We start from the raw sequence: 1355 nt of genomic DNA on the forward strand, positions 1-1355 counted from the left end.
CGCGATCCCGGCGCTGACCTTCCTCAACACCGGGCTGTTCGCCACCAAGGGCGAGGAGCCGCCGATCATCTTCCGGCCGCCGGTCGCGCCGCTCGCGCGCAACTTCGTCTATTTCTTCGCGCTCGCCCCGGTGCTGGGCGCAGCGCTGATCTCGGGCCTGCTCGGGCTCGACTCCGTCATCGGTGGCGCCGGCGTCGTGCTGGTCATGTCCGGGCTTGCCGTGGTCGTCGCGGCCGGCGATCTCATTGCAATGCGTCGTGCGCGGATGCTGCGTATGGTGTGGGCCGCTGCCGTCGTAGCGCCGGCCGTTGGCGTCGTGCTCGCCGTCCTGTTTCTGCCCTGGACCGGGACAAACGAGATCGCGACCTCGATGCCGGCGCGTGCGATCTCGGATTTCTTCGACGAGAGCTTTGCCCGCCGCACCAACCATCGCCTGCGCGCGGTTGCCGGCGAGACCCAGCTTGCGAGCCTGATCACTCTGCATTCCGGCCGGCCGCATCTGTTCATCGACGCCGACCCCGCGCGCACGCCGTGGATCAATCAGGCCCAATTCAGCGAGACCGGTGGCGTCGTGGTCTGGCGCGCCTCCGACACGGCTGGCACGCCGCCGCCGGAGATCCTCAAGCGCTTTCCCGGCATCGTGCCGGAAGTGCCGCGAGCTTTCGAATGGCTGGTGACGGGTCGGCAGCAATTGCTGCGGATCGGTTGGGCCATCGTGCGGCCGAAAGGGACGTAGCGACAAACGCAGGAATCGTAGGGTGGGCAAAGGCGCAAAGCGCCGTGCCCGCCGTCAAGTCTATCCGTCGTCGAGATCAAGATGGTGGGCACGCTTCGCTTTGCCCACCCTACAAGAGCATCTACCCCGCCAGCGCCTTCGCGATCGCGCGCAGATCCTGCCAGGCCAGTCGCTTGTAGGACGGCGAGCGCAACAGATACGCGGGGTGAAAGGTCGGCAGTGCGCGGATGGTGCGCTGGCCCGTCTCGTAGTCGAACCAGCGCCCGCGCGTGCGCATGATGCCCTCGCGCGTTCCCAGCAGCGTCTGCGTCGAGGGGTTGCCGAGCGTCACCAGCACGTCGGGATTCACCAGCTCGATCTGGCGCTGGATGAAGGGCAGGCAGATCTGCGTCTCCTGCGGCGTCGGGGTGCGGTTGCCGGGCGGCCGCCAGGGAATCACGTTGGCGATATAGGCGGTGGTGCGGTTGAGCCCGATCGCGCCGATCATCAGGTCGAGCAGCTTGCCGCTGCGCCCGACGAAGGGCAGGCCCTCGATGTCCTCGTCGCGGCCCGGCGCCTCGCCGACGAACATGATGCGCGCCTGCGGATTGCCGTCGGCGAACACCAGCCGCGTCGCGGT

At 68.0% G+C, this 1355-nt stretch carries 1 protein-coding gene and 1 pseudogene; one reads left to right on the top strand and one right to left on the bottom strand.

The annotated features are described in order from the left end of the window. Positions 1 to 736: pseudogene (locus MOV74_RS38360) on the top strand (hypothetical protein); the annotation flags it as partial. A gap of 121 nt (positions 737 to 857) precedes the next feature. Here MOV74_RS38360 and MOV74_RS38365 read toward each other — a convergent pair. Next, positions 858 to 1355: uracil-DNA glycosylase (locus MOV74_RS38365; RefSeq protein WP_246932736.1), on the bottom strand; the 498-nt coding region annotated here is incomplete at its 5' end.

The organism is Bradyrhizobium sp. SHOUNA76, from assembly GCF_023006445.1.
In the GTDB taxonomy this organism is placed as follows: Bacteria; Pseudomonadota; Alphaproteobacteria; order Rhizobiales; family Xanthobacteraceae; genus Bradyrhizobium.